The sequence below is a fragment of the Mycobacterium xenopi genome, assembly GCF_009936235.1.
GTDB classification, from domain to species: domain Bacteria; phylum Actinomycetota; class Actinomycetes; order Mycobacteriales; family Mycobacteriaceae; genus Mycobacterium; species Mycobacterium xenopi.
The window spans coordinates 4597066-4619912 of sequence record NZ_AP022314.1; the positions used below are offsets into that span (position 1 = coordinate 4597066).

Annotated in this window: 17 protein-coding genes; 10 read left to right on the forward strand and 7 right to left on the reverse strand. The window is 66.3% G+C overall.

Annotated elements, in window-relative coordinates:
* Window positions 1-17 precede the first annotated feature (17 nt).
* From eccCa to MYXE_RS22115, 5 genes are all read right to left on the reverse strand, one after another.
* Complete coding sequence (eccCa, locus tag MYXE_RS22095; protein ID WP_085197353.1) at window positions 18-3977, reverse strand: type VII secretion protein EccCa; 3960 nt, start codon at window positions 3975-3977, stop codon at window positions 18-20.
* The gene (gene eccB, locus MYXE_RS22100) at window positions 3974-5557 is read right to left on the reverse strand and encodes a type VII secretion protein EccB (RefSeq protein WP_085197351.1); all 1584 of its coding nucleotides are present in this window, start codon (window positions 5555-5557) and stop codon (window positions 3974-3976) included. The genes eccCa and eccB overlap by 4 nt, the downstream gene beginning before the upstream one ends.
* Entirely contained in the window at window positions 5554-7395 is a 1842-nt protein-coding gene (eccA, locus tag MYXE_RS22105; RefSeq protein WP_085197348.1) for a type VII secretion AAA-ATPase EccA, read from the reverse strand. Before eccA ends, eccB begins: the two co-directional genes overlap by 4 nt.
* Window positions 7396-7851: 456 nt before the next feature.
* Complete coding sequence (locus tag MYXE_RS22110; protein WP_085197346.1) at window positions 7852-8757, reverse strand: class I SAM-dependent methyltransferase; 906 nt, start codon at window positions 8755-8757, stop codon at window positions 7852-7854.
* 57 nt (window positions 8758-8814) lie between these two features.
* The gene (locus tag MYXE_RS22115; protein WP_003922930.1) at window positions 8815-9714 is read right to left on the reverse strand and encodes an oxygenase MpaB family protein; all 900 of its coding nucleotides are present in this window, start codon (window positions 9712-9714) and stop codon (window positions 8815-8817) included.
* A gap of 82 nt (window positions 9715-9796) precedes the next feature.
* Here MYXE_RS22115 and MYXE_RS22120 point away from each other — a divergent pair, with 82 nt between their 5' ends.
* Window positions 9797-10441 carry a TetR/AcrR family transcriptional regulator gene (locus tag MYXE_RS22120; protein WP_085197374.1) on the forward strand — a complete coding sequence of 215 codons (645 nt, stop codon included), beginning with the start codon at window positions 9797-9799 and terminating at the stop codon, window positions 10439-10441.
* A 6-nt stretch (window positions 10442-10447) separates the two neighbouring features.
* Here the strand turns inward: MYXE_RS22120 and MYXE_RS22125 are convergent, their stop codons facing one another.
* Window positions 10448-11023 carry a VOC family protein gene (locus tag MYXE_RS22125; protein WP_085197343.1) on the reverse strand — a complete coding sequence of 192 codons (576 nt, stop codon included), beginning with the start codon at window positions 11021-11023 and terminating at the stop codon, window positions 10448-10450.
* A 281-nt stretch (window positions 11024-11304) separates the two neighbouring features.
* On the opposite strand from MYXE_RS22125, the gene MYXE_RS22130 reads away from it, so the two are divergent.
* Complete coding sequence (locus MYXE_RS22130; RefSeq protein WP_003922925.1) at window positions 11305-12438, forward strand: alpha/beta hydrolase; 1134 nt, start codon at window positions 11305-11307, stop codon at window positions 12436-12438.
* A 102-nt stretch (window positions 12439-12540) separates the two neighbouring features.
* A complete protein-coding gene (locus MYXE_RS22135) occupies window positions 12541-14751 on the forward strand; it encodes an acyl-CoA dehydrogenase (protein ID WP_085197341.1) in 2211 nt (736 codons plus the stop codon).
* 60 nt (window positions 14752-14811) lie between these two features.
* Here MYXE_RS22135 and fadD2 read toward each other — a convergent pair whose 3' ends face one another.
* Window positions 14812-16491, reverse strand: coding sequence for a long-chain-fatty-acid--CoA ligase FadD2 (gene fadD2, locus MYXE_RS22140; protein ID WP_085197338.1), 1680 nt, complete (start codon window positions 16489-16491; stop codon window positions 14812-14814).
* A 47-nt stretch (window positions 16492-16538) separates the two neighbouring features.
* Here fadD2 and MYXE_RS22145 point away from each other — a divergent pair, with 47 nt between their 5' ends.
* The 7 genes from MYXE_RS22145 to MYXE_RS22175 all read left to right on the forward strand — a co-directional run bounded on the left by MYXE_RS22145 (window position 16539) and on the right by MYXE_RS22175 (window position 22765).
* Window positions 16539-17780 (forward strand): DNA polymerase domain-containing protein, encoded by a 1242-nt coding sequence (locus MYXE_RS22145; protein ID WP_161552142.1) that lies wholly within the window; start codon window positions 16539-16541, stop codon window positions 17778-17780.
* A 26-nt stretch (window positions 17781-17806) separates the two neighbouring features.
* Window positions 17807-18391, forward strand: coding sequence for an acyl-CoA-like ligand-binding transcription factor (locus tag MYXE_RS22150; protein WP_039891287.1), 585 nt, complete (start codon window positions 17807-17809; stop codon window positions 18389-18391).
* Between the two features lie 2 nt (window positions 18392-18393).
* A complete protein-coding gene (locus tag MYXE_RS22155) occupies window positions 18394-19374 on the forward strand; it encodes an ABC transporter substrate-binding protein (protein ID WP_085197336.1) in 981 nt (326 codons plus the stop codon).
* Between the two features lie 107 nt (window positions 19375-19481).
* Window positions 19482-20132 carry a 5-oxoprolinase subunit B family protein gene (locus tag MYXE_RS22160; RefSeq protein WP_085197334.1) on the forward strand — a complete coding sequence of 217 codons (651 nt, stop codon included), beginning with the start codon at window positions 19482-19484 and terminating at the stop codon, window positions 20130-20132.
* A 10-nt stretch (window positions 20133-20142) separates the two neighbouring features.
* On the forward strand, window positions 20143-21060 hold the full coding sequence (locus tag MYXE_RS22165; RefSeq protein WP_003922918.1) for a 5-oxoprolinase/urea amidolyase family protein: 918 nt from the start codon (window positions 20143-20145) through the stop codon (window positions 21058-21060).
* 10 nt (window positions 21061-21070) lie between these two features.
* Entirely contained in the window at window positions 21071-21616 is a 546-nt protein-coding gene (locus MYXE_RS22170) for a GNAT family N-acetyltransferase (RefSeq protein ID WP_003922917.1), read from the forward strand.
* Between the two features lie 135 nt (window positions 21617-21751).
* A complete protein-coding gene (locus tag MYXE_RS22175) occupies window positions 21752-22765 on the forward strand; it encodes an amidase (protein WP_232061682.1) in 1014 nt (337 codons plus the stop codon).
* Window positions 22766-22847: the final 82 nt, after the last annotated feature.

The following is a 22847-nucleotide window of genomic DNA, read 5'->3' on the forward strand; positions in this document are numbered from 1 at the left end:
ACTCCTTTCGGTGAATCTCACCGACCGTCAACGGTCACATTTTCGTCAACGAGTGGGTTGACCAACTGCAGATATGTCGGAATATCGGTGTCGCCCAGTAGGATTGCGCGTCCAGCGGGCAGTCGGGCGAAGCGCTGCCCGCGGATCTTCCCGCCGTCTTGGGGGTTGCCCGACAACATCAACGTGGTCGCCTGGAGTTCGTTGAGCCGACGCAGCAGCGGGCTGGTCATCAACGCATGCGCCGACCCGGTGGCGCGGGCCGTGACAATTACCCGCAATCCCAGATCGCCAGCCTGCGACAACAACCCGACCAGGCTGGTCCACGGCCGCTGGCCGACGAATGCGCCGCTCATGGCCGGGGTATCGGGTATCTGGTCGACGTCGTCGATGATCAGGTAGTGGGTGTGACCCTGGTAGCTCCAGTTGGTTAGCTGCGCCGCAGACATGCCCGTCGGCGGGCGGCGCGACTCGATGAGCGCCGACAACCCCAGCATCACCGGCAGCACCCGGTCGACGTTGACCGTGTATTCGTTGTCGGGGAACAACGGTTCGTCGACAAGGTGCAGCCTGCGGTCCACCACGGTGAACGCGACCTGGTCCGGAGTGGAATGGTCGCGAACGGTGCGGATGATGTGGCGCAACAGCGTGGTCTTTCCGGATTTGGTGTCGCCCAACACCATCAGCAGTGGATTCTCGGCGAAGTTCAGTTCGACCGGCGCCAGGTCGTCTTCCCGCTGGCCGATGACCACCCGCTCCCGGCCCGGATAGATCTCGCCGACCGCGCTGGGCGGCAGATTCGTCGGCAGCAACCGCACCGGCGGTGCGCTGACGCCCGGGTAGCGGGCGTTGATCTCCGCGATCTGGTCGAGCTCAGGTTCGGCGAACAGGAAGTGCTCGGCGGCCATCGTCAGCCCCCGGCCCGGCTGGTCGGCCGGCACGGCCTCGGCCGGACGACGCAGCGCACCGATAACTCGCACATTGCTGTCTCGGGGGTCGTGCAGCTTGAGCTCCAGGCGCAAGCCCAGGCCGTCGCGCATTGCCAGCGGCACCTCCAGCCAGCTCGGAGTCGTGATCACGACGTGGATGCCGTACGCCAAACCGATGTTTACCAACTCGGTCACCTTGGCCAGCAACGGGTTTCGGGTGTTGAACTGGTCGGTGTTATCGCGGCCGAACGCGTAGATGTTGTCGATGACCAGAAACACCTCGCCGTAGCCGTCGTCAGGCCCGGAGCCGTTGCCTCGCCGGTCCCTGAAGACCTCCCGTCGCTGGCGAGACAGCAGCAGTTGCTCGAGCTCACCGAAGGTGCGACGGATGCGCTCGGGTTCCAGCGGCGAAGCCACGCTGCCCACGTGGGCCAGGTCTTCCAGCACTCGCAGCTGGCCACCACCGTAGTCCAGGCAGTAGAAGGTCACTTCACGGGGCGAATGCAAGTTGGCGGCCGACAGGATGAACGTCTGCAATGCGGTCGACTTCCCCGACTTCGGGCCACCATGGATAACCATGTTGCCGGCCGAGGAGAGCGCGTCGAAAATCAGTGGATCGCGGCGCATCTCGAAGGGCTTGTCGATCTCACCCAGTGGCCAGCGCCATCGCCCTGGCGGTATCGCCGCACGCGCCAGCACGGCGTTGAGCGGGATGGGATCGTCTAGTGGAGGCAGCCACAGCTCGGGCGCGCGGGGCCCGTAGCGGGCCAGCTGGTCGCCGATCGTGGCGATCAGCTTGCGCGGCGGACCGGTTGGCTCTTCCTCGTCGCCTGCGGTGAGGACTGTCTCCGGATCCGGCTCGACCCGCCCGGCGGTGAACAGCTTCGGTTCTGGCGCGGCATGCACCACAAGGGTTTTCGTGGTCCGTGGCGGCTCATAGATACCGTCGACGTAGGTGCTGCGGAACTTGATCGGCGCCGCACCAGGTGCGGGTACCAGGAAGCCCACACCCTTGTGCTCCTTGCCGGATTCGATGTGGTAGGCGTCCTCGACGCCGATGATCTGGCGGGACACCGCGGGACTGGCCACCTTCAACGCGATTCGGTAGGAGGTGTTCTTGTCGATGTCCTTGATCTTGCCCACGTCGAGGGTCTGCGAGGCGAACAGGATGTGGATCCGCATCGACCGGCCCTTGCGGGCCACGGTGTCGAAGAGTTCGGCGTATTCGGGATGGTCGGCCAGCATCAGCGTGAATTCGTCGGCGACCACGAATAGGGTCGGAATCGGGGCGAGATCGTGCCCGGCCGCGATCGCGTTTTCGTATTCGGTCACCGAGTTGAATGCACTGCCCTGCACGCGCCGACCGGCCTCTCGCAGCAGCACCTCCCGGCGGGCCACCTCGCCGCGCAGCGTTTCGGCGAACCGGTCGGCCAGCGACTTCTTCTCGGCCATATTCGAGATAACCGCGACGACCTGGGGGAAGTTGCGGAAGCTGTCGGCGCCAGCCTCCCCCTTGAAGTCGGCGTAGATCACGATGAGCCGGTCCGCCGAGTGGGTTGTCAACAGCGACAACAGGATTGACATCAAGGTCTGCGACTTACCGGAGCCGGTCATCCCGATCATCAGCCCGTGCGGGCCCATCCCGCCTTCGGCTTCGTCTTTGAGGTCGAAGATCAGCGGCTCGCCGGTCGCGGTGACCCCGATCGGGACGCGGAGTTCCTGCTCCCGCGGGCGCGGCGCCCACAACGCAGGCACGTCGAGTGCCGAGGCATCGGGAATGCCCAGCAGCGTGGTGAACGTGGCGCCCCGGGTGGCCGCCGAGCGCAGCCCGGCGTGGGTGGGATTGGAATCCCACCGCGACAGCTGCCGGGCCAGGTGGCTGGCCTCGTCGGCATCGAGCTGGTCGGCGGTATCGATGTAGCGCTGCCAACCGCCGGACTGCCAACGATCGATATGGCCGTGCGCGATACGCAGAATCGGGCGCTCGGGATCCGGATACTGTTCGCGGTGCGGAGGTGTCGCCGAGCGCTGGATGACGGTAACCCCGGCCCGGGCCGCCGCCAGCGGCGAGGCGTTCACGTCGAAGTCAGGGTCGTCGACGACGACCAGCAGATGCCGTAGTGCTTCGGTTGCGCCACCGGTGAATACCGGGCGATCCGCTAGCGCCGGACCGAGCAGTCTGGACAGCTCGTCGGCGTTGGTCGACAGGTAGCGGGCCGGGCCGACACCGTCGAGCTGCCCGGGAATGTCGACGTGCGGCAACCACTTCAGCCATGACCAGTTCGCGTCTTCCAAATCCGGTGTGGCCAAGGCAATCCCGAGCACCGTTGGGTCGTGCCACGTCACCGCTTGGGCGATCAAGGACCGCAGCACGGCACGCACCTCGCCGGCCTCGCCCAGCACGGTGATCCGCGAAACCTTGGCCAAGTCGATTCCGACCGGCACGTCACGCACCGTACGCTGAGTGTCCAGAAGACTGCGTAATGCACTGTGGCACACCGGTTCTAAGTCGATTTCGTCCGCGATGTCGTTGACTCGCACCGAGGTGGCGAGCGGCACGGTGTGCCGGCCGGCCCGCACCACCAGAAAGTCGGAGTCGTTCGGGTCGCGCTCCCATTGCCGTCGCGAGCCGGGGATGCTGGCCAGCTCCGCCGGGTCGGGGTGGGACCATTCGGCAGCCGCACGCTGCTCAGCGGCCTGGGTGCGGATGTTGTCGCGAACCACCGACAGGTAACGCAGATAGTCGGCGCGTTCGGCGTCCACCTCCTCGGTGCGGGTCTTGTTGTCGGTGCCCCGGTACAGCGCGGTGGCGGCCAGCAGCAGCACGAACGGGAAGAACAGCGTCTGGGGGGAAATCAGCCGCATCCCGGTGGCCACCATCGCCACGATCATGCCGACGATCAGGATCACGATCAGGTACGGCAGCGCCCGCCTCAGCAGCGACGGCGGGATCACCCGCGGTAGTTCCGGGGGCGCCTCGATGGTGATCGTGCCCTGGCGGGTCGTGGGGGGCGGCAGCCGGCGGCGGGCCTCGAAAATCAGGCGGCTCATCGGGTCTCCTGCTGGGCTGAAGCTTGGCGGCTGCGGCGAGAGTCGGGCGGCAACCCGTCGTGGGCCAACAGCGCGTCGGCGCGTGACAACGTCGGGCCGGGTGCGAACAGCGACAACACCGACCACGGGATCGGCACCGGCGGCGGGCTCAGGCCAAGCGCCTCAACGGCTTTGGCGTGTCCAGACGGTCCGGGTTCGGTGTCGATACCGTAGCGGACACCGGTGTCTGCGATCCAGAACAGTGATCCCGCCGGTGGCGAGGATGCGTCTTGGCCGACGGTCTGAGCGAAATACCCACGGCCAGGCGTCAGCGCGACCCGCGCCGCCGCCCCGCCGACGCCGGCGCTGACCAACTCCACGGTGCGCACCGTGTCCGGCACCGGCAGCGAGGACCCGGACAGCACTGTCAGCGAGCTAGTGGCAGCCCCGGCCGGCTTACTCCAATAGGCGCAAGTGACCGGTGCGCGTGCAGCGTCGACCAGGCTGATCCGTTGGTCGGGGTAGCGCGAGGTGTCCAGGATCCGCGAAACCGGGAGCCGCGCAACCTGATCGGCACCCAGCCGGGGCGGCTGGTCCAAGCCATAGGAATTGGTGTTGCGCAAGATCGCGGCAAGCACCGGCGAGATCGGCTGCAATCCGTCGGGCAGAATCGCGTAGTACAGCATGCTGTTGTCGGCCGCATAAGCCACGACCACCGCTCCGACCGGGGCAGGCAGCGGCAACGGGAAATGCGGTGGGGTGCCCGCGTCCGGGATGGCCGGCGGCGTCAGCGCCGGCGTCTCCGGGATCGCGTTGAACAAACCCGGCGCGATCGGCCGCGCGGCAGGCACATCCGTACCCAGGCCTAACGCGTTGGTGACGGCGCGGTCGGCCAGATCGATGCGGCTGCGCCTGCCGTCCCACAGCAGCCAGGTGCCGGCGCCGTTGTCGACGAGCACGCCCTGCCCGGCGCCCAGCGCGGCGGCCCGTGCCCCACTGGTGTTCAGGGGCCCGCCGATGACCGTGACACCGGTGCTGTGTGCGGCGTGCCCGAGCCCGCTGATGGTGTCGCACACCGTCCAGTCCGCGTCCTGGGAAGTGTTTTGCACCATCCGTTCTGGGGCCCCGGGAATACCGATCAGGTTGCCGCGCGGAAACTTGTCCAGCTCAGTGCTTTTCACCGTGGTGGGGTTGACCGGTCGACCAGCGATCAGCCGGGCTGACGCGAGGTTGAGGACCGGGTGAAGCTGGTCGCCGACCCGCACATACAGGGCGGCGGTGGCCCGGTCGGCCAGCACGGGGTTGGTACCCGCCGATCCGCCGGGCCGGATCAGTGAGAACACAAAGCAACCGATCAAACCGGTGACGAGGATGAGCACTCCCATCAGGACCGCCCGCGATTGGGTGCGCAGGGGGTCGACGAGCATGCGGGTGTCGTGCAGGGCGACGCCGGAAGCGATGCGCCGCATGACGAATCGCCAACCAGTCACCTGGTGGCGGGTGACGAAGCCGCGGCGATACACCACCTTGTCGGGATTCTCGTTGACCGGGGTACGCGACGCGAACGAGCGGCGCTCGTCGTCTAGCTCATTCCTGGTCATGCGAGCTCCAGCAGGCCGAGGCCTTGCAACAGCGGCTCCACCGAATTACGGACGTCCTCGGCGGTGATGGTCATTAACTCCTCGTCGGTGAACTCGCCGGTTTCGGCGTGCTCAGAATGGTCTAGCCGGAATTCCCGTTCCTCTTCGGACTTTTCGACGACGTTGCGCACGAACCGGCCGTTACCGGCAATGTCGAGTCCACGACGTTCAACGCCGGCCGCGTCGGGCTTGGAGATGTCGGCCAGGTGGGCGAACAACGCTTCGAGATCGTCGAGGGCAGCCTGTTCGAAGACGCTGTCGCGCTTGGCGGCCATGAATTTCGCGATCTCGATCAATTCAGCCGGCTTGTAGGACGGGAACTCAATGCTGCGGGTGAAGCGTGACCGCAGACCTTGGTTGGTGTCTAAGAACTTGTCCAGGTCGGCGCGGTAGCCAGCGATGATGACCACCAGCCGATCGCGGTCGTTTTCCATCCGGGCCAGCAGGGTGTCGATGGCGACCAGACCGAAGTCGTTTTTCGCGCCGGTGGCCACGAGTGCGTACGCCTCGTCGAGAAACAGCACGCCGTCCAGCGCGCTGTCGATGATCGCGTTGGTTTTGGCTTCGGTCTCCCCGATGTGCTGGCCGATCAAATCGGCCCGGTGCACTTCCCGGATGTTCTCCTTTTTCAACAGGCCCAGCCCGCAGTAGATCTTGGCGATAACTCGGGCAATGGTGGTCTTACCGGTTCCGGGCGGGCCGGCGAACACCAGGTGGTGGGTGCGCTGTGCCACCTCGAGGCCGCGCTGCTTGCGCACCACCTCCATGGCCACCGCACTCTTAAGCCTGGCTACCTGGTCTTTGACCTTGTCCAAGCCGATGAACTCGTCGAGTTCGCGTTCGGCCTCGGCGAGCAGCACACGCTTGCGCTCTTTGGCTTCGGGGTCGACGAAATCGCCCGGGCTGGGCTCGGTTTCAGGATCCCACGGGTCAGTGCGGGCCTCGATGCGTGCCGCGGTGGTGGTGACGATCCCGAAGCTGGGATCTGATAGGGCGTGCTCGATTTCCTCGTTTTCCGGGTTGGCCGCATACAGGTCCTGCAGAACCTCGCTGGCGCTTTCCTCGTCGACGTGCGCGCGCAGAACAAGCGCTTTGGCCAGCGCACCGTCGACCGCGGCGACGGGGATGGGGCCCTCGGGCTCCTCGAGATACGACAGGGCCGGCGCGAACATGCCCAGCCTGGCCAGCGCGATTCCCAGCGTGATCTTGGCGGCGTGGGCGAAAACCTCGTCTAGGTCAGAGTCGTTGACGATCGGGGTCAGCAGCTTGACGACATCCGACCAGCGCTGGGCGCGGTGGTGGATGGCAGCCGAGACCCAGCGGGCGTCGCGCCAATTCGGCCGCCGTTCGAGGGTTCCGGCGACCAGTTGATGGGCGTCGGCGTACCGTCCGTCCGCTGCCAGCGCCGCGGCATAGGCTAGGTGAAAGTCGTCCGGTTCGGTGGCGCGAAACCGCAAATACAGCCCGGTGTCGTACTGAAAACCCAAGGCGCCCGGCGTCAATTCGATCTGGCGTTGCAGCATCCCGGCGGTCGCGACGGTGCGGGATATCGATTCGAGGACTGAGGTCGAGACGTCGCCGGCGGCGGCAAGCCCCGTCCAGGCGTCGCACTGGTCGTGTGCGATCCGGGTCAGCGCGGCAAACCCCGAACGAGCGGCGGCAAGGTCGGCAGGGCGGCGCCGCTCGTACACCGTCAGGCCCAGGGCCCGACAACAGGTGGCGAACCGGCTGACGACGTCGCCGTCTACTCGAGCCACCACGGGACGAGCCGCGAGCGTCCCGACGTCACCACCTTCCACGGCCCATACCCTCCCTGGGTTTGTTAGTGCTACCTAACTTCGCTGAAGTTAGCATTGCATAAGCTAAGTGTCGAGATGGCTGGTTGGCCCAATTCACGACCTCGGGCTCGCCAGGTGTGTTGTCTACCGCTGCCGAAGAGTGGATGGCGAGCCTCCTTCTGCACCTGTTGCGCGCGCGTCCCGTGATGAAAATGGTTTTCGACATGCTCGGTGGGACGATACCTCAGCTCGAACCCTTAATGAAAATGAGTGCCATTAGTGGCCCGGCCGGTTGCATGCCGCTCAAGTAGTCGGCTATTCGGGCGCCCCGGTTCCGCGAATCCCCCACTTGGTCGCAGCGATCACTTCCACGCCGTTGTCCGGTTGGCTGAAGGCGAGGTCGGCAAAGCGACCAGTTCGGTAACAATCCGAGCGTGCCGATGCTGCCCGGCAGCTGGGAGGCCGGACCGGGATGGCTCAGTTCTTGATGGCGCTGACCAGGGTGTTGCGCGCGATCATCGGTCCGGCCTCGGTATCCGGGCCTGGCACCGGCCGGCCGACCTCGCGCAGGTAGTCGGCCAGCGGGGTAGCGACCGCGGTCCAGCCGTGCTCGCCCAACCACTGCTCGGCCGGGGCGAACTGCTCGTTGTAGACCAACTGAAAGAACAGACGCTGTTCACCCCGGGCGACCGCGGCGCGTTCTTCTTCGAGTTTGGCGGCGAACTCGTCCTGCGGCAGCGGTGCGCCGTCCTCCACGGCGAGATGGCTACCTGGGGCGGCCATCACGTCGATCCCCTTGAACAGCTCCTCCTGCGCGCTGGCGGGCAGGTAGATCAGCAAACCTTCGGCTATCCACGCCGAAGGTTTGGCGGGATCAAACCCGCTGTCGCGCAGCGCCTGCGGCCAGTCTTCGCGAAGGTCCACCGCGACCTCGCGGCGTTCGGCCGTGGGCTGGTCGCCGCGTTCGGCGAGGACCTCGCGCTTGAACTTGAGCACCTGCGGTTGGTCCAGCTCGAAGATCGTCGTGCCACCCGGCCACGGCAGCCGGTATGCACGTGAGTCGAGCCCGGCAGCCAGGATGACAACCTGCCGTACGCCGGCATCGGCGGCGCGGCGGAAATAGTTGTCGAAATACCTCGTGCGGGCCCCTTGGAAGCTGACGAAATGTTCGCCGAAATCGGTTGTCTTGAGTGGGTGTTCGGGCGCCCTACCGTCGAGCACCTCGGCAGAGGGCCCACCCACCGCTCGGCAGAAAACCTCGGCGAACGGGTCGACAGCCAACGGGTCGGGCTTTTGTGCTTCCAATGCTCGTGCGGTGGCCACGAATAACGCGGTCGAACCGACACTTGTCGTGATGTCCCAGGTATCGCCTTCGCTACGCACTCGACCCACCCTACCGCCGGTTGTTTAGCAGATCGCTAACTCCCGACAGCCAGGAGGTCAAACGAGCGGGCGGCCCGTCCTGATCCGCCGGTCAAGGTCCCACAGCAACACGTTGAACGGGAACTGCCGCACAAAGTTCGGCATCAGGCGGTTCGCTGTGCGCAGCACGGCCATGAGCCGGTCGAATCGGCGCTGCTTGGCGGCATCCCACGGCAACCGCATCTCGTCGCGAAACCGTTGCGGCAGAAAGCCCGTCGTGATCAGCAATGCGATACCGTCCGACCAGCGCTGCAGCGGGCCGGGCAGCGTCTTGCCAGGCAGCCGGCCCGCGGCGATGGGATACAGGTACTGGCGCACCGCGTCGTCGATATGCACCTTGTCCAGCGACTCGCGCCAGTACTTGTCGAAGGCCTCCCGATCGGGCGGCCACATCTCCGGGGGCACCTGCAGCGTGGTGCCCAACGCCATCCCCTCGCGATAGTGGCGCTCGGCCTCCTCGTCGTCCATCTCGCCGACAAAGATGCGGTGCACGTCGACGGCGCCCTTGTACAGGCACGCCCCCACCCACAGCTGCAACTCGGGGTCAAAGGCGTTATAGGGGACCGGGCTCTCGGGTGTCGAGTACACCTGGGCATGCGCGCGGTTGACCGCGCGGCGGAAAGCCGCCTTCTGCGCCTCGGTGCCCGCGGTGGCCACCGCAAGATAGGTGAACGTCGTGCGAGCACGTTTGATCGGATGCAGATCCACCCGGCCGCTTTCCACGCGGCTCTCCAGCACGCCATAGCCCACACCCGGCCGCGCCAGCTGCATGATCACGTTGGCCGGCCCGGCCAAAAGCGCCACTCCCATCAAGCCGTCGTCGAAACCCGATCGCCGCGCATTTGGACGCGCCGGCTTCCCGACGGGCGGGTCGGCGATCGCGCGCTCGACGTGCTGGATGGATTCGCTAACCGACATGCCCCACCTGCCCGCGCAAATTGTGAGAACGCTCGTTTCCTGATATTGCCGCGCTCCGGGCCCCGATGTCAAGATGGTGCCCATGGCCGCCAAACCCGGATTAGCCGAAACCACGCAACTGCGGCCATACCGCGGCGTCGACGCCGCCGCCCGACTCGCCGAGCGCCGTCGACGGCTGCTCTCCGCTGGCCTGGATCTCCTGGGCTCCGATCATGCGCGCGAGGTGACGGTCCGTGGAATTTGCCGTCGCGCCGGCCTGGCCGCCCGCTACTTCTACGAAAGCTTCGCCGACAAGGACGAGTTCGTCAGCGCGGTCTTCGACTGGGTAGTCGCCGATCTGGCCGCCACCACCCAGGCGGCGGTCGCGGCCGTCCCGCCCCGCGAACAGACCCGCGCGGGCATGGCTAATATCGTGCGGACCATTGCCGACGATCCCCGCGTCGGGCGGTTGCTGTTCAGCGCACACCTGGCCAACGTGGTGCTGGTGCGCAAACGTGTCGAGTCCAGCGCGCTGTTCGCGATGTTGTCCGGACAACACGTCGGCAGCGCACTGCGGATGCCGGAAAACGACCGCATCAAGGCCGCAGCGCATTTCGTCGTCGGCGGGGTCGGCCAAACCCTCAGTGCCTGGCTGGCCGGCCAGGTGGGTCTCAGCGCAGAACAGCTCGTCGACCACCTGGCGTCGTTGCTCGACGAGCTCGCCGACCCCAGCCTGTACCGCAACTAGCCGACGCTACCGCGCGGCTGGCACCCGCCGGTCAGCCGCGGTCTTCGGCACCGCTTGTGCGTCGCTTTCGCTGAACTCCTTTGTCCAACAAGCGAACTCAAGCGTGATTCCGTCGGGGTCCTGAAAGTAGAACGAGCGTACATAGACTCCGGGGTGCATCGTCGGCGAAACCTGCATCTCGCTTTCGTCGTGGTTGAGCACCGGACCCACACGTACCCCTTTGTCCTTGAGCCGTTGGCGGTAGGCGTCGAATTTCTCGGCCGGGACATGAAATGCCAAGTGGTTCATGGTGCTGACCGCGCTGGTGATATCACCGATCCCCGGAATGGCCGCCGGCGAGGAGACGCCGGGGACCCGATCCGGGGCGTCGGCGAACCAGAAGAACGCCACGCAGTCGCCGTTGCCGGCGTCGAAGAAAAAATGCTGCCCCTGGCCGCCCGGCAGGTCCAGTGATTTGATCAGCGGCATGCCCAGGATGTTGCTGTAGAAATCGACGGTGCGGGCCATGTCCGAACACACCAGCGCGACATGGTTGATCCCGCTCAATTCGAATTCGGTGTTGGTGTTGTGCGGCTTGATCATCGCGGCTCCCGTCGGCTCCCAAGGCGCAAGACTGGACTTTCTACGACCGTGGGCCCAAGTTACCACCCGCTTCGCCGAATTTCGCTGCCGTAACCTGCCCGAGCCCGCGATAATCCGTGGAACGCCATGAGAGGAGGCGCGGCGGTGTCGACCGTGTCCGAGCTGCCGACTAATTGTTCGTGCTCGTTGCCGCCACGGGCCAGGCCCGCGCAGCACTGGACCGACGTCTGCGCGATTCCCGCCTTTTTAACGGGCCATTCACTGCAAGGAGGTTGGCTGAGATGACTCACGCAGCGGGGACGCCGGGGGTGATCCGGGAGTTCATCGGGCTGCCTTCTCCCACCGCCCGGCGCGCTGGGGCCGGCGGGCACCCGTGCCAGGGGCTATATCACCGCGGAGTCGGGCGCAAGCCGAAGGTGGCTATGATCGCCACGCACTACCAAATCGACTTCTCCGAGCACTATCTGGCCGACTACATGGCCACCCGCGGCATCGGATTCCTGGGTTGGAACACGCGGTTTCGCGGTTTTGAGAGCAGTTTCCTGCTCGACCACGCCCTGGTCGACATCGGTGTGGGTGTGCGCTGGCTGCGTGAAGTGCAAGGCATAGAAACCGTTGTGCTGCTGGGTAATTCGGGCGGCGGGTCGTTGATGGCCGCTTACCAGTCGCAGGCGGTGGAGCCGAACGTGACCCCGCTGCCCGGCATGCGGGCCGCGGCCGGGCTCAACGACCTGCTCCCCGCCGACGGCTATGTCGCCAGCGCCGCGCATCCCGGGCGTCCCGACGTGCTGACCGCGTGGATGGACGCGGCCGTCGTCGACGAGAACGACCCGGTTGCCACCGATCCCGAACTGGACCTGTTCAACGAACGCAACGGCCCGCCGTACTCGCCGGAATTCCTCAGTCGTTATCGGGCGGCGCAAGTGGCCCGCAACCACGCCATCACCGACTGGGCCGAACGAGAGCTGAAAAGGATTCGGGCGGCCGGGTTTTCCGACCGCCCGTTCGCGGTGATGCGGACATGGGCCGATCCGCGCATGGTCGATCCCACGATCGAGCCCACCAAGCGTCAGCCGAACATGTGTTATGCCGGCGTCCCGGTCAAGGCCAACCGCTCCGCGCATGGGATCGCGGCTGCGTGCACGCTGCGCAACTGGCTTGGCATGTGGAGCCTACGAACCGCACAGACCCGGGCCGAGCCGCACCTGGCCCGCATCACCTGCCCGGCGCTGGTGATCAACGCCGAGGCCGACACCGGTGTGTTCCCCTCGGATGCCCAACGTATCTACGACGGGCTCGGCAGCGTCGACAAGACCCAGGTCTCGATCGACACCGACCACTACTTCACCACCCCTGGGGCGCGCAGCGAGCAGGCCGACACCATCGCCAAGTGGATCGCCAAGCGGTGGCGCTGAGATTGCCGACCGGTGTCACTGCCGCGGTGGCCAATGGTGCATGTGGTCAACCAACCGACCGGTTATTAGATTGAGGGGGACGTCACCGAGGGAAGGCGAGCAATGCCGATCGCAATCACTCCTGAGCATCGAGACTTGGCCGACTCCGTGCGGTCCCTGGTAGCGCGGGTGGCGCCGTCGGAGGTGCTGCACGCGGCCATGGAAACAGGGCCAGAGACGCCGATCGAGAATCCGCCGCCGTACTGGCGGGCCGCCGCCGAGCAGGGGCTGCAGGGTGTCCACCTGGCGGAATCGGTCGGTGGTCAGGGTTTCGGAATCCTCGAGTTGGCGATCGTGCTGGCTGAATTCGGCTACGGCGCGGTGCCCGGCCCGTTCGTGCCGTCGGCGATCGCCAGCGCGTTGATCTCCGCGCATGACCCACACGCCAAGGTGCTCGCCGAGCTAAGCTCCGGCGCGGCCATCGCCGCATACGCCCTGGGCCCGGGGCTGACGGCCACCCGGCACGGCGACGGGCTGGTCATCCGCGGCGAGGTGCGGGCGGTCCCCGCCGCAGCCGAAGCCTCGGTGCTGGTGCTGCCGGTGGCGATCGACAGCGGCGAAGAGTGGATCGTGCTGCATGCCGAGCAGCTGGAGATCGAGCGGGTCAAAAGCATCGATCCGCTGCGCCCGATCGCCCACGTGCGCGCCAATGCGGTCGAGGTCGGAGACGACGCCCTGCTCAGCAACCTGAGCATGGCCGCCGCGCACGCGCTGATATCGACACTGTTGTCGGCGGAGGCCATTGGGGTGGCGCGGTGGGCCACCGACGCCGCGTCGCAATACGCCAAGATCCGCGAACAGTTCGGCCGGCCGATCGGCCAGTTCCAGGCCGTCAAGCACAAGTGCGCGGAGATGATCGCCGATACCGAGCGGGCCACCGCCGCGGTGTGGGACGCTGCCCGCGCGATTGATGAGGCACGCGAAAGCAACTGGGACACTGCAAGTTCCGCGGTCGAATTCGCTGCCGCGGTGGCTGGCACCTTGGCCCCGGCCGCCGCGCAGCGCTGCACGCAGGACTGCATCCAGGTGCACGGCGGCATCGGCTTCACCTGGGAACACGACACGAACGTCTACTACCGGCGGGCGCTGATACTGGCCGCGTCCTTCGGTCGCCGCACCGATTACCCGCAGCGGGTGGTCGACACCGCGACCAGCACCGGGATGCGCCAGCTCAACATCGACTTGGACCCGGAGACCGAGAAGCTGCGCGCCGAGATCCGCGCCGAGGTCGCCGCGCTCAAGGCGATGCCGCGCGAAGAACGCAAAGCGGCGATCGCCGAGGGCGGCTGGGTGTTGCCGTATCTGCCCAAGCCGTGGGGCCGCGCGGCCAGCCCGGTCGAGCAGATCATCATCGAGCAGGAGTTCACCGTCGACCGGGTCAAGCGCCCGCAGATCGGGATCGCGTCGTGGATCATCCCGTCGATCGTGGCATTCGGCACCGAGGAGCAAAAGCAGCGGTTCATTCCGCCAACGTTCCGCGGCGAAATGACTTGGTGCCAACTGTTTTCCGAACCCGGTGCTGGGTCCGATCTGGCCGGGCTGGCCACCAAGGCGACCCGTACCGAGGGCGGCTGGCGCATCACCGGGCAGAAGATCTGGACCACCGCCGCGCAGTTCTCCGACTGGGGGGCGCTGCTGGCCAGGACAGATCCCAGCGCGCCGAAACACAACGGGATCACCTACTTTCTGCTGGACATGAAAAGTGAAGGCGTGCAAGTAAAGCCGTTGCGCGAGTTGACCGGCGGCGCGATGTTCAACACCGTCTTCATCGATGACGTTTTCGTGCCCGACGACTGCGTGCTCGGTGAGGTGAACAGGGGTTGGGAGGTCAGCCGCAATACGTTGACCGCTGAGCGGGTGTCGATCGGCAGTAGCGAGGCACCGTTTTTGGCCAACCTTGACGAGTTTGTCGGCTTCCTTCGCGACGGCCAGTTCGACCAGGTCGCGCAGAACCGCGGTGGGCAGCTGATCGCCGAGGGGCATGCCGCCAAGGTGCTCAACATGCGTTCGACGCTGTTGACGTTGGCCGGCGGGGACGCGATGCCCTCGGCGGCGATCTCCAAACTGTTGTCGATGCGTACCGCTCAGGGTTATGCCGAGTTCGCCGTGTCGACGTTCGGCACCGACGCCGCGATCGGCGACCCCGAGGAGCTGGCTGGCAAGTGGGGCCAATACCTGCTGGCTAGCCGGGCCACCACAATTTACGGCGGCACGTCGGAGGTGCAGCTCAACATCATCGCCGAGCGGCTGCTCGGTCTCCCCCGCGACCCTTAGACGGACGCGAAACTCTCATTTCGCAACGAAATTGGGGTTTTCGCGCCTGTTTAACGTCTACTAAACCTGCATTTCGCGCAGCTCACGCTTGAGGATCTTGCCGGTAGGGTTGCGCGGTAACTCGTCGAGGAAAATCACTTCCCGCGGCACCTTGTACTTGGCCAGATGATCACGCACGTAGCGTTTGATGGTGTCCTCGTCGATGTCGGAGCCCTCCTTCTTCACCACGAAGGCACGCAGCCGCTGGCCCCACTCTTTGTCGTCGACACCGATCGCGGAGGCCTCCTTGACGTCGGGGTGACTACTGATGAGGTCCTCGACTTCGGCGGGGAACACGTTTTCGCCGCCGGAGACGATCATCTCGTCGTCACGGCCGCTGATGTACAGCAGGCCGTGCTCGTCGAAGTAGCCGACATCGCCGGAGGACAGCAGTCCGTCGATGACCTGCTTGCCGCCGCCGCCGGTGTAACCCTCGAACGGGAAGCTGGTTCCGACGAAGATCCGCCCGACCTCGCCGCGCGGCAACTCGTTGCCGTTGTCGTCGAAGATCTTGACCTTGACCCCTTTGACGACCGGTCCGGCGGTTGAGGAATTGAACTGCAGATGTTTGGGCTCGGCGATCGTGGCGAACGCGACCTCGGTCGAGCCGTACATGTTGTAGACGACGGGGCCGAGCTCCTTGAGCGCACGTTCGGCTAGGTCGGCGCCCAGCGCCGAGCCGGAGACGAACACGATCCGCAGGCTCGCCAGGTCGGGCCTGCTCTCCATCTTTTCCAGCGCGTCGAGCATCCGCGAGAGCATCACCGGAACGACGACCACCGCGGTCGCCTTGTGCTTTTCGATGTCCTGGAGCACCACGGCGGGCTTGAACTTGCGGTGCAGGATCAACGTCGAGCCCAGGAACATCCCGATGGTCGCGTGCAAAAAGCCCAGGGCGTGAAACATCGGCGCCGGCAGCGACGTCACCTCACCGGCCTTGAACGGCACGTGCGACAAGATGCCGCCGATTGGCGCCAGGGTGGGCGGGGTGCTGCGGGTGGCCCCCTTCGGGGTACCGGTGGTGCCGCTGGTCAGGATGATGATCGACGAATGCTTGGTGGCCTTGGGCGCTGGCTCCTTGCTGCTGCGCGCGATCAGCTCGGCCAGCGTTTCGTCGGTGCTGCCCGAGGGTTCATCGGAGTCCGGGTTGCCGCCCAGTGCCCGCAGCTTGCCGAGCGGGGGGTCAACTTTGCTGACGTCGTTGGTGTATTCGTCGTCGTAGATGAGCAGTTTGGCGTCTTCGCGCTCGGTTACTTCCTTGATCTGCGGGCCAGAGAACGAGCTGTTGAGCAAGATGATGCGGGCCCCGACCCGCGCGCACCCGTATTCCGCAATGGAAAACCACCGATGATTGCGGGCCAGGATCGCAACCCCGTCGCCGCCGCGCACGCCCTTACCGAGCAGGCCGTGGGCAACCGCGTTGGCCGCCTCGTCGAGTTCTTTGTAGGTCAATGTGCCCTCGTCGTCGATGATCGCCGCCCGGTTCGGCGCGCGCCGGGCATTGACCGCCGGCAACATGCCGAGCTCGCCCCAGCGCCGAATGTCGGCGGCCATCGCCGCGTAGTTCAGTGGCGGCTCCAGCCGCAACGCTCCGGATTCGATGATTTTGCGGAGGTAGTGCAGTTCGGCCAAGCCACGATCGGCATACTGCCTGGCTTTGGCCGCCGCATTCCAGGGCAGCAGGTCAGCGAGCTTAGGCATACGCCCACAATATGTGACCGGGGTCTCAATGAGGCCGGGAAATTACCATGAGCGGCATGGCCGGGCCGGTGTCGCTGGAGGTGAACGGACGCCGGGTCACCGTGACCCATCCGGACAAGATGGTGTTTCCCGGACTTGAGCTCACCAAGCTCGATCTGATCCGCTACTACCTGAGCGTGGCCGAGGGCGCATTGCGGGGCGTGGCCGGGCGTCCGATGATCCTCAAAAGGTTCGTCAAGGGAATCGACCAAGAAGCGATCTTCCAGAAGCGCGCGCCAGCCAAACGTCCGGATTGGGTGGACGTGGCTGAACTGCGCTACGCGTCGGGAACCTCGGCCAAAGAGGCGGTCATCCGCGACGCCGCCGGGCTGGCGTGGGTGATCAACCTGGGGTGCATCGACCTCAACCCGCATCCGGTGCGCGCCGAGGATCTCGACCACCCCGACGAGCTGCGCGTCGACCTCGACCCGATGCCGGGCGTGGAGTGGCCGCAGATCCTCGATGTGGCAGCGGTCGCCCGCGACGTGCTCCACGAGCACGGGTTGACAGCCTGGCCGAAGACATCGGGATCGCGGGGTTTCCATATCTATGCGCGCATCGCGCCACGCTGGTCGTTTCGGCAGGTACGCCTGGCCGCCCAAGCGGTGGCCCGCGAGGTCGAGCGGCGCGCGCCCGATGTGGCGACCGCTCGCTGGTGGAAGGAAGAACGCCAAGGGGTGTTCGTCGACTTCAACCAGAACGCCAAAGACCGCACCGTCGCGTCGGCATACTCGGTGCGGGCCACACCCGATGCCCGGGTATCGACGCCGCTGAGCTGGGACGAGGTGCCCGGCTGCCGGCCCGAGGCGTTCACCATGACGACGGTGCCGCAGCGGTTCGCCGACATCGGCGACCCGTGGGCAGGCATGGACGAGACAGCTGGGGGGCTCGAAACGCTGCTTGACCTGGCCGACAAGCTAGGACCTGCCGAGAAGCCGCCGAAACAAGCCCGCCGCGGCCGAGACGGCCGCCGCGTGCCGACCATGCCGCTCATCGAGATCGCCCGCACCAAAACCAAAGACGAGGCGATGGCCGCGCTCGACACCTGGCGCGAGCGATACCCCGCCGCGGCCGACCGGCTGCAGCCTGCTGACGTGTTGGTCGACGGCATGCGTGGGCCCAGCTCGATCTGGTACCGGATTCGGATCAACCTGCAGCATGTGCCGCCCGACCAGCGTCCCCCGCAGGAGGAACTGATCGCCGACTACAGCCCGTGGGACGGGTACACGGGCGCGCAGTGGCGCCGCTGAACCGTGCCATGCGCGACAATTGCGGCATGCAGACGACTGGGCAGCCCCTAGGTCTGCGGGAACGCAAGAAGCTCAAGACCCGTCAAGCGATCAGGCGGGAGGCGATCCGGCTGATCGAGGAGAACGGCTACGCCGCCACTACCGTCGAGCAGATCGCCGAGGCCGCCGAGGTATCGCCAAGCACCTTCTTCCGGTACTTCCCGTCAAAGGAATCCGTGCTCCTGGCCGACGACCTCGACCCGCTGATTCTGGATGCCTACGCCCAACAGCCGCCCGAGCTTTCGCCCATCCAGGCTTTTCGCGGCGCGTACGCGGCGGTCATGGCCAACATGTCCGAGGAGCAACGGGAATTCGAAACCAGGCGCCAGCGGCTGATCTTCTCGATACCTGAACTCAAGGCCGCGCTGTATGACGAGTATTTGCGCACCGTCACTGTCATCGCCGAAGCAGTCAGCCGCCGAATCGGCCGCGACCCAAGCGATTTCGACATCCGCGTCTTGGCCGGCGCTGCGACCGGTGCGATGATGGCCGCTTCCGACGGTGGCCCGGTCACCCCCGAGCTGGCCTTGCGCGTCATGGACTTCATCGAAGCCGGCATGCCGCTGAGGTAGCGATGGCAACCCAATGGAGTCGGCGCGGATTCCTCGGTGCCGCAGGTCTGCTCACGGCCGGCGTGGCAGCGGCCTGTTCGTCGCACCAAGCCAGCCCCGGCGCCAGGGGTAGAGGGCCCGTCACGATCAGCCACATCTTTGGTGAGACCACCATCCCTGCCCCGCCCAAACGGGTGGTCAGCGCCGGCTATACCGAGCATGATGACCTGCTCGCGGTGGGAGTGGTGCCGATCGCGGTGACCGACTGGTTCGGCGACCAACCATTCGCGGTGTGGCCGTGGGCGCAGCCCAAGCTCGGCGGCGCCCAACCGGTTGTGTTGAACCTGGACAACGGAATACAGCTCGACCGCATTGCCGGCCTGAAACCCGACCTGATTGTGGCGGTCAACGCCGGTGTGGACGCCGACACCTACCAGAAGCTCTCGGCGATCGCGCCCACGGTCCCGCAATCCGACGGCGACGCATTCTTCGAGCCGTGGAAGGAGCAGGCGACCGCGGTTGGCCAAGCGGTGTTTCAAGCCGACCAGATGCGGGCGTTGATCGACGGCGTCGACGCCAAGTTCCGCGGCGTCGCCGAACAGAACCCACAGTTTCGCGGCAAGAAGGTGCTCTTGCTGCAAGGCACGCTCCACCAAAACAGCCTGGTGGCGATGCTGCCTGGCTGGCGAACCGAGTTTTTGACCCTAATGGGTTTGGTCGTCTCCGACAGCGTCACCGCATTCGCCGTCGATCGGCAGCGCGCGTTCGTTCCCCGCGACCAGGTCAGGCCCGTCCTCGAATCCGCCGACGTCCTGATCTGGACCACCGAGAGCCCGGACGACCAGCAGGCGCTGCTGGCCAACGCCGATGTGGCGGCCCAGCGCGCGCGCAGCGTCTTCACCACCAAGGAGCAGGCCGGCGCGATCGCTTTCGCCTCGCCGCTCAGCTACCCCCTGGTGGCCGACCAGTTGCCTGCGCTGATCGCCAAAATCGTGGCCGCTTAGCGCTTTCCGCCGAGCCGCCGGGCGGCCGTCTGAGCGTTCGGTAAGGCACCTCTGGCAGTGCTCGAAAATTTCTCGTCGGGCGTCCAGCCTGGGGTTACCGTCGAGTAATGAGCGTGGTGAGCGACCTGATCGTGGCCGATACCGTATTCGACTACGGCGACGAGGCGCTGCTGTGGCAGTTCGACAGCAGCGCCGAGGTTTTGGCGGCTACAGCCGCGCTGCGCCAAGCCGCGTTGCCCGGTGTGCTCGACATCGTTCCGGCTGCCCGCACGGTGTTGGTCAAGCTCGACGGACATCGCTATCAGGGGGTCACTCGCCACCGGCTGCGCAGGTTGCAGATCAACCCCCGCGCGATCGAGACCGCCCCGCCCGACGGCCGTGTCGACATGGTGATCGACGTCGTCTACGACGGCGTCGACCTGGCCGAGGTGGCCGACCGCACCGGGCTCACCACCGCCCAGGTCATCAACGCACACACCGCGACACCCTGGCTGGTGGGTTTCGCGGGCTTCATGCCGGGTTTCGCGTATCTCGTCGGCGGCGATCCGCGCCTCAACGTGCCCCGCCGCTCGGAGCCGCGGACCGCGGTGCCCGCCGGCTCGGTGGGCCTGGCCGGCGAATTCAGCGGGATCTACCCACGCCGAGCACCGGGCGGATGGCAGCTGATCGGCCACACCGATGCAGTGCTGTGGGATATCGATCGTCCTAACCCGGCGCTATTGACACCGGGCATGTGGGTCCAGTTCCGAGCCGCATAGGAGACCAACCGTGACAACCCTGGAAATTTTGCGCACCGGACCGCTGGCCCTTGTCGAAGATCTCGGACGGGTCGGTCTGGCCCACCTCGGTGTCACCCGTTCCGGGGCCGCCGACCGCCGCTCACACACGCTGGCCAACCGCCTGGTGGCAAACCCCGACGACCGCGCCACCATTGAGGTCACCTTCGGTGGATTCGCCGCCCGAGTCCGCGGCGGCGGCGTCGACATCGCGGTGACCGGAGCCGACACCACTCCCTCAGTTAATGGAATTGCATTCGGCATCAACAGTATTCAGCATGTTCGTGACGGAGATATCATCTCGATGGGTATCCCCCGTACCGGGGTTCGCACGTATCTGGCCCTGCGCGGGGGGCTAGATGTGACACCGGTGCTAGGGTCACGCAGCTACGACGTAATGTCCGGGATCGGACCGCCGCCACTGCGGCCTGGAGACGTGCTGCCCGTCGGCGGACACACCGACGACTACCCCGAACTCGAGCAGGCCCCGGTCGCGGCGATCGAGGAGCATCTGGTCGAACTGCTGGTGGTGCCGGGGCCGCGCGATGACTGGGTGGTCGATCCCGACGCCTTGGTCCGCACGATCTGGATGGCTTCCGACCGCAGCGACCGGGTGGGAATGCGGTTGGAGGGGCGACCCCTGCGGTACCGCTGGCCGGATCGCCAGCTGGCTAGCGAGGGCGTCACCCGCGGCGCGATCCAGGTGCCGCCCAACGGCTTACCGGTCATCCTGGGCCCCGACCATCCGGTCACCGGGGGCTATCCGGTGGCTGGGGTCATCGCCGCGGACGACATCGACAAAGTTGCCCAGATCCGCCCAGGCCAATACGTGCGGCTGCATTGGTCGCGGTCGCGCTCGCGACGCGGTCCTGAGCTGGCTTCCGCTGCCGTCGGCGCGTCAACCTGGTAAACCAGGCAGTGTGCGCACCCAGGTACACACTGCCCGCCTGGTCCACACGGCCGACCTCGATACCGAGACGTATCACAGCGCCCGCGACATGGTCAGCGCGGCGTTCGGTGGTGAATTCACCGACACAGACTGGGAGCACGCCCTGGGCGGGATGCATGCCCTGATCTGGCATCGCGGCGCGATCATCGCGCACGCCGCCGTCGTGCAACGTCGGCTGATCTATCGCGGCACCGCGCTACGTTGTGGCTACGTCGAAGGCGTGGCGGTGCGCGAGGATTGGCGCGGTCAGGGACTGGCGATTGCGCTGCTGGACGCAGCCGAGCAGGTGATGCGCGGCGCCTATCAAATCGGCGCGATCAAGTCGTCGGACCGCGCCCGCCGCATGTTCGCGTTGCGCGGCTGGCTGCCGTGGCGCGGCCCGACTTCGGTACTGGCACCGACCGGGCCGACCCGCACGCCCGAGGCCGACGGAGCGGTATTCGTGCTGCCGATCGGCATCAGCGTGGACACCTCTGCGGGCTTGATGTGCGATTGGCGCGACGGCGAGGTCTGGTAGCTGGTAGCCCGCCGCCGTTGGGCCACCAGCAATCACGTTGCCGGCCAACAGAACTCGTATTGCACGTGGTGGTGCGGAATCCGAATACTGGCTCGCGTGTCGATGATGCCCGCCAACTCGTGCTAAACAAGCCGCGTGAGTTCACTTGCCGATGACACCCGCTGGATGGATGCGGTCGACCAAGCCGCCCTGGTCAAGAAGGGCGAGGTGACACCGGTCGAGCTGCTCGAAGCGGCGATCGAACGCATTGAGCGCATCGACCCAAAGCTCAACGCGGTCGTCATCCGCTGGTTCGACCACGCCCGCGACACCGCCCGCGGTGCTCTTCCGGACGGGCCGTTTCGCGGCGTGCCGTTCCTCATCAAAGATTTGTTCGCCGGGTACGCCGGTCAGCGCATCAGCAACGGCAACCTCGCGTTCAAGAACGAGAACGTGATCTGCGACGCGGACACCACGCTCGTTAGCCGTTACCGCGCCGCGGGTTTAGTGATCGCTGGGCGGACCAACACCCCCGAGCTTGGGAGCGTGCCGACCACCGAGCCGATCGCCTGGGGCCCCACCCACAACCCATGGGACACCAGTCGGTCGCCTGGAGGATCCAGCGGTGGCGCAGCGGCCGCGGTGGCCAGTGGCCTGGTGCCGTTCGCGCACGCCAGCGACGGCGGCGGGTCGATTCGCATTCCCGCATCGTGCTGTGGGCTGGTCGGTCTAAAGCCAAGCCAGGGCCGAACAACGCTCGGCCCGATCCGCGACGAAACCGCGCTCGGGGTCGAACATTGTGTGAGCCGCACGGTGCGCGACACCGCGGCCCTGCTCGACGCTGTTCGGGGACCCGGCATCGGCGACACGGTGATAGCGCCGCCGCCGTCGCGGCCCTATATCGACGAGGTCGGCGCCGAGCCAGGCCGGTTGCGCATCGGCCTGCTCGACCACCACCCGCGAGGCAGCGCCGTCGCGCCCGAGTGCACGGCCGCCGCCCGGTCCGCCGCGGCGTTGCTCGAGTCGCTGGGCCATGCGGTCGAGCACGCGTGGCCGACAGCGCTGTCGGACGAGACACTTAGCCTGAATCCGTGGATGGGTGATTTCGTGTTGCCGTCGACGCGGTTGTTTTGGGATGCGGCCGAGTGTGGCGCGGTGGGGCGTGGGTGATCCGCTGGCCTGTACCAGCTTTCCTTTGGGTTCCTTGGGTCGGGCCTGGGATGGCGGGGCGGACAGGGCTTGGAAGGTGGGG